The organism is Rhizobium sp. BR 317 (assembly GCF_047445835.1).
Lineage (GTDB): Bacteria > Pseudomonadota > Alphaproteobacteria > Rhizobiales > Rhizobiaceae > Rhizobium > Rhizobium paranaense.
In genome coordinates this window covers 1-6,848 of the sequence record NZ_JARWLB010000047.1, presented here as the reverse complement: position 1 = coordinate 6,848, position 6,848 = coordinate 1, and the positions used below count along the sequence as shown (strand labels likewise).

Annotated in this window: 1 protein-coding gene; it reads left to right on the top strand. The window is 63.8% G+C overall.

Going from position 1 to position 6,848, the window contains the following annotated elements; all coding sequences use genetic code 11:
- Positions 1 to 6,848 (top strand): hemagglutinin repeat-containing protein (locus QD357_RS31065; protein ID WP_414125829.1); only part of this gene is annotated, 6,848 nt, incomplete at both ends.

Here is a 6,848-nt window from a genome sequence, read left to right as displayed (position 1 = left end):
CGCCAGCAGTGGCGATCTGACGCTGGCCTCGACCGGCAATATCAATGCCGGCACTCTGTTGTCGGCCAGTGATCTCAGTGCCAGCGGGGGCGCCGTCACCGCCGATGCGATCACAGCCCATGGTGACGTCACGCTCGGCGGCGCCATCGACGTCAGCGGCCAAATTCTGGGCTCGGGTAATGTGTCGATCAGCGGCCAAAGCCTATCCGCGCAGACCATCGTTTCGGGCATCGATTTCGATGCTACCAATGCCGCCGGCGGCAACATCGTGCTTGGAGGCGCTGGCGTGACGGACCTCACCCTCTCCGGCAATGCCGTGGCCGGCACCATCCTGTCGGCCGGCGACTTTACGGCGACAGCAGCCGAACTTCAGGCCGACAGCATCACCGGCCATGGCAAGGTCGGGATCAACGGCAATGTCGATGTCACCAGCCAGATTCTCGCCGCCGGCGATCTGACGCTGAGCGGCGGCAGCATCAGCGCACCCAGCCTGATCTCCGGTATCGACTTTGCCGCCACCACGGCGGCCGGCGGCACTATCGTGCTCGGATCATCCGGCGCCATGAACCTCACCGCCACCGGCGATGTCGTCTCGCAAACCATGTTGTCGGCTGGTGACTTTGCTGCACACGCCACCGATCTTACCGCCGACAACATCACCAGCCATGGCAAAGTCGATGTCATCGGCAATGTCGACGTCACGAACCAGGTGCTTGCTGCCGGCAATCTCGCGATCACCGGCGGCAGCATCAGCGCGCCGACCCTGATCTCCGGCATCGACTTTGCCGCCACCACTGCCGCCGGCGGCAGCATCGTGCTCGGATCATCCGGTGATTTGAACCTTGCCGCCTCGACCGGTCTTGCAACCTCGACCATGCTGTCGGCCGGCGATATCGACGCCAGTGCTGCCACCATCTCCGCCGGCGCCGTCACCGCCCATGGCGATGTCACCCTTGCCGGCAGCAACAGCGTTGCTGTCACCGGCCAGCTTCTGAGTGCCGACGATGTCTTACTCTCCGGCCAGACCGTCCAGGTCGGCCAGGCCGTCACCGGCGTCGACTTTGCCGCCACGGCGCAATCGTCAAACGGCGCCATCGCGCTCGGATCCAGCGGCGATCTCGACATTGTCGCGGCCAGCGCCACCGCCGGCACGCTGATCGTCGCCGGCAATCTCGATGTGGCGGCAAGCGCCTTTACCGGCGGCAACATCACCAGCCACGGCACGGTGGCGATCGGTTCGTCCACCAGTCCTGGCGCGGTCGCGATCAACGGCCAGCTTCTTGGCGGAAGCGATGTGTCGATCACCGGTTCCGGCATCAGCGGCAATGTCATCGTCGCCGGCGTCGATTTTACTGCCACTAGCCAATCGGCAAGCGGCAATATCGTTCTCGGCAATGCGGGTGATCTGACGCTGCAGGCGACCTCCGGCAACATTGCCGTCAACAGCCTGATGGCGGCCGGCAGCATCACCGCCAATGCGGCAAACAATATCAGCGCCAATGCCGTCGCCCATAACGACCTGACAATGACCGCCGGCAATGCGATCACGCTCACCGGCCAGTCGCTTGCCACCCGCAACGCCACTCTGTCCGCCCGATCGATGACGATTGATACGCTGGTGTCCGGCGTCGATTTCGCCGCCACCAATGCGGCCTCAGGCGGCAGCCTGATGCTGCATCATACCGGCGCGATGACGCTTGCCGCCTCCAGCGGCAGCATCAGCGCCAACGTATTGCTCTCCGGCGGCAGCCTTGCCGCAACCGCAACGCAGAACATCGGTTATGCCAGCCTGCAGAGCCTCGGCAATGCCACGCTCACTGCACCCGGTTCCATCAGCTATACCAGCACTACCCGTGTCGGCGGCAATCTCACGCTCACCACCGGTGCCCTCGATCTCTCCGGCAGCCGAGGCAGTGCCATTGCCGGCGCCGGCACCTTGATCGTCAACGCCTCTTCCGCCAATCTTTCCGGCAGCAATCTCGCCTTCGGCGGCCTGACGCTTAATCTTTCCGGCAATGCCGACCTCTCCAATGCCGACGTCAGCGCCGTCACCAATGGCGGCGGCTCCGGCGATATCGCCATCTCCGCCGCGGGTCTTACGACGACGGCCGGCACCTCGCTGCTGGCCGCACACGACCTGACGCTCAGCCTGCCGTCGCTCGCCAATACCGGTCAGCTTGCCGCCGGCAACGATCTCACCTTCAACGTATCGGGGGATTTCTATAACAGCCCCTCCGGCCTGGTCTTTACCGGCAACAACGCCAACCTTTTCGTCGGCGGTGTGCTCACCAATGACCAGGGGGCCATCCTTTCCGGCAACGGTCTTACCATCGCAGGCCCGGGCGGCGGCGGTCGCAATGGTGCCGTCGTCAACGCCGCCGGGCTTATTCAGTCCGGCGGCAGCATGTCGATCCTGACCAATGGGTTGACCAACACCACGACTTCCGGACCGGTGATCCAGCGCGATGTGCAGATCTCCAACACCATCCTCAGCGCCTATGATCTGATCACCGAGACCTACAAGTGCGAGACGCGATGCGGCACCGGTTCGGGACAACATGAGCCGACCTATGCCTGGACCGAGACCGTCGATCATCTGGTGAGCCAGATCGTCACTCAGGATCAACTGATCTCGGGCGCCGGCGCCTCGGCCAAGATCCGTGCCGGCGGTTCCCTGACCATCAATGCGATCAATCTGACCAACGCCTATAGCTCGATCGAGTCCGACAGCAACATGCTGCTGACCGTTGCCGGCACGCTGACCAATGACGGCGTCACGCTGAACCGCACCACCACGACCACCTGCGACAGCGCCACCCCCTGCCAATACTATCCTGACGTCATCACCTCGGACACCACACAGGGCGGTCCGGATTGCAGCGGCCCCAACAACCCCTGCATCGGCAGCAACGATCCGTCGCTCACCTATTCCGACAACCCCAACGGCAATCGTGACGCTTCCAAGGATCTTGCTGCCGGCTCGACGGTGAGCCTGCAGGCGATCGGCGCCATCTCTGGCGTTATCGAGGCGCGCGGCGCGCTGACCATCAATGGCGGCGGCACCGTCAACAACGTCGCCGCCAATGGCTCGATCGCCGGCGGGGTCGCCATCGATGCTGCGGCGACGACGAGCAACCCGCTCGGCGCCTTAAACAGCATGACGGCCGGCGGTGCGCTGTTCAACGTCAATACTGCACTCACCAGCGTCGCCGCCAATGGCAGCGCCAGTATCAGCAGCGGCCCGTCCTTGACGGGTGGCAGCGCAACGATCGGCAACGGCCCAACGGTCAATGGCAACAGCCTGACGGCCGCCGGCAGTGCCTCGATCAATGGCAGCAGCCTGACGACCGGCGGCGCTGCGATCAGTCCGAACAGCCTGATGGGCAAACTGACCGCTGCCATCGGCAGCAGCGGCAACCTTGCCCAGATGCTGCAGGTGAACGGCGCTCAGCTTGCCTTGGTCGCCAAGCCGCAATCCGGCGGCGTCGGCGGCACCGTTCCGGGCCAAGTTTTCCTGTTCGAAACGCGGGCCGCCTTCCTCGACGTCTCAAAGTTCTACGGCTCGGGTTATTTTATCGACCGGATCGGCTATACGCCGGAGACTCAGGTTCCCTTCCTCGGCGATGCTTATTTCGACAACCAGCTCGTCGACGAACAGATGCGGCAACTGGTCGGCGATGGCCTTGGCGCCGGTTCCTTCATCCCCGGCAACAACGCCACCGACCAGATGAAGACGCTGCTCGACAATGGTGTCGCCTATGCCGAGGCCAACGGCCTTGGCCTCGGCCAGGCGCTGACACCACAGCAGGCGGCGTCACTCACCCAGTCGATCGTCATCTACCAGACCGAGATCGTCGACGGCGCGCAGGTGCTGGTGCCGGTCGTCTACCTCTCGGCCGCCGATCGTGCCAAGGTCAACAACAGCGCCGCGATCATCGCCGGCAATACCGTCGGCATCGATGCCGGCTCCGTCAATAATTCCGGCGCGATTGCCGCCGCTGACGGCATGACCATCAATGCCACCGACATCAAGGCCAATGGCGGCGTCTTCCTCGCCGGCGGCAACATGAACCTCAATGCCAGCAACGGCATCACGCTCGCCGCCCAGACGATGAACATCGGTGGCCAGACCGTCGTTGCCGCGAGTGGCGGCATCACCGCCGGCGGCAATCTGAAGGTCGATGCCGGCGCCGGCAGCCTGACGCTCACCGGCACCAAGGTGGCGGCTGGCGGCTCAGCCGAGCTTTCCGGCAAGACCGTGACGCTTGGCGCCGTCAAGCAGGACAATGGCGGCACTGAGGCCCTCATCGGCACGACCGTGACGACAGGCGGCAATCTCACCGTCGCCGGCACGAGCGGCGTCAACATCATCACCAGTTCCGCCAAGGTCGGCGGCGACCTATCCGTTCTCTCCTCGAACGGTTCGGTCAACATCATCTCCGCCGGCGTCGAAAACACCGTCCTCAGCAAGGACCGGCTGAGCCTTGCCCAAGGCGGTACCGTCACCACCACCACCAGCCAGATGCAGCAGGGCTCGTCGCTGATCGCCGGCGGCGGCATGACCGTGTCGGGCAATCAGGGCGTGCTGATTGCCGGCTCGGCGCTCGATGCCAAGGGCAATCTCGACATCGTCTCGACGAACGGCAACATCGCGATCACGGCGACTGAAGATCAGACCACCAGCCAGTCGAAGACGATCGCCGGTATAGCCACCGGCTACAAGGGCGGCAGCGCGTCCTCGACTTCGGTCACCAGCAACGGGTCGTCGATCACCTCCGAGAACGGCAGCGTCACGGTAGAGGCCGACAACGGAGCGATCAGCGTCATCGGCTCCGACATCGACGCCAAGGGCGGTACAGCCAACCTCACCGCCAAGGGCGATATCACCATTGGTGAGGCCACCGACAGCGCTTCTTCCTCCAGCAAGTCCGGATCGAAAAAGGCGAGCGAGGCGACGACCACGGCTGAGGGCTCGTCGATCTCCGGTCAGACCGGCGTCACCATCGCTTCCACCGGCGGCAACGTCACCATCTCGGCCTCCGAAGTCACCGCCGGCGATGCCACCCATACGGCCGATGCCAAGATCAGTGCCGCCGGCAACATCGTCATCGCCTCCGGCAAGGATACCGACGAGACCACCTCCGACAGCAAGTCGAGCGGTTTCCTGTCCTCATCGAAGACCCATACCCACACCTATGACGAGGACACCGTCGGCTCCTCGATCTCGGCTTCCGGCAACATTAGCGTCGCCGCCGGTGGTGAGGCCGTCGTCTCCGGATCGGAATTGGCTGCCGGCAATGATCTCAGCCTCTCCGGCTCGACCGTCACCGTCATGGCGGCAGAGGAAGAACACGAGAGCGACAAGCAGACGAAGAAGTCGGGTATCGGTGTGGGATCGGGTGGCGGATTCATCTCGATCTATGGCAGCCACGACAAGACGATCAGCGAGAGCTCGACCGATAATATTGGTTCGACGCTCACCGCCGCCAATGGCAACGTCACCCTCAATGCCACCAAGGGTGATCTCAACATTATCGGATCCTCGATCGCGGCAACCAACGGGGATGTCACGGGCACTGCGGCCGGCGACATCAACATCCTGCCTGGTCATGAAAGCGACGACACGTCGAAGAGCGACAAGCGCTCCGGTTTCGGCATCCAGGTCTCGACCAGCGGCGGCGGCGCCTCGATCGGCATCGGCGCGGGGCGCTTTACCGATCAGGTCAACCAGAGCGCTGACACCAATGCCGTATCGACGATCAAGGCGGGTGGCGACATCACTCTTAAGGCGGGCGATACTTTCAACGACCAGGCTGGCCAGATTGCCGCCGGCGGCGGCGTCACCATCACCGGCGCGAATGGCGTCAACATCCTCTCAGGCAACGATGTCACCAACTTCGACGAGGTCGCCACCAGCTTCTTTGCAGGTGTCAGCGTCGGTGTGTCCTCCAGCTTCGTTGGCGCCGGCCAGAGCATCGAGAACCTTGCCTCCAAACTCGGCAAGGTCACCGACGGCTATTCGGCGGCCAACGTCGCTTTTGCCGGCATGAAGGCCTATGACGCGCTCTCCAATCTGAAGGACAGCGTCGCGGCCGGTAATCTCGCCTCCGTCTCGCTGACGGCCGGCTTTACCTATTCGAAGACCGAGACCTCGGTTTCGAGCTCGACGCCGGTACTGCCGACGATCTCGGGCAGCTCGGTCGACATCTCGACCGACGGCGATTTCGTGAGCCGTGGCCTGCAGATCTCGGCGCAAGCAAACCCGGATCGATCCGACGACATGAACGGGAGCGTGTTGATCTCGGCCAACAATATCGACATGGCCGGCGCTCAGGCGACGACCGATGCCTCCTCGCGCAGCGAGTCGGCCGGCGCCAGCATCGGCGTCTCCGTCGGCGTCGGCATTGGCGGTGCCACCGGCATTACCCCGACTGCCAGCGTCTCGGCCGGCCAATCCAAGTCGTCGAGCTCCTCGACGACGCAGGTGATCTCCACCGTCAGCGCCTCGAACAACATCAAATTCGTCTCGAAGGGCGATACGACGCTCAACAACACCGTCTTCTCGGCCGATACGATCGACGGAGACGTCGGCGGCAATCTTTCGATCATCTCGACGCCGAACACCGGCAGCCAGTCGAACAGCTCGACCTCGCTTGGTTTTTCCTTCACAGGAGGCACGATCGGCAAGACGGATGGTCAGGACCTGCTGACCGCCAGCAATGTCGGCACGGCGCTTGGCGGCCTCACCCTTGGCGGCGTGCAGCCGGGCTTTGGCTCCGGCAAGGGCTCCACCAACTGGATCGACACCCCGGCCGGGCTTTATTCCACCGGCGACCAGAACATCACCG